Genomic DNA, 336 nt, shown 5'->3' with positions numbered 1-336 from the left:
AGCGCGGGTGTCGGGTTTCATTGTAGCAATGTCTTTCCCGCGCAAGCACGGCAGGGAGGGTTCTCAGATATTCTTGTGCCGCTATAATTGAGAAAACATCATGTGTGCTTGGAGCCACAGGCAGGAGTTTTGCGGAAGGGCCGGTGGGCCGTTCCAGAAGGGTGGGACTTGTGAAAGAAATGATTCCGCTGGAGGAAGCGCGGGCGCTGGTGACGGGTGCCATGACGAAAATGCCCGTCGAGCGCGTGGGGCTCCTTGACGCGGTGGGCCGCGTTGTGGCTGAGGATCTGACGAGCGATATCGCTGTGTCGCCCTTCGCCCATTCCGCCATGGACG

General features: G+C 59.5%; 1 pseudogene. It reads left to right on the top strand.

Features of this window, described 5'->3' with window-relative positions:
* Positions 1-179: 179 nt before the first annotated feature.
* A pseudogene (locus PZH32_RS11960) lies at positions 180-336 on the top strand (gephyrin-like molybdotransferase Glp); the annotation flags it as partial.

The organism is Adlercreutzia equolifaciens (assembly GCF_029076695.1).
Taxonomy (GTDB): domain Bacteria; phylum Actinomycetota; class Coriobacteriia; order Coriobacteriales; family Eggerthellaceae; genus Adlercreutzia; species Adlercreutzia equolifaciens_A.
This window is presented reverse-complemented; position numbering and strand designations above follow the sequence as displayed.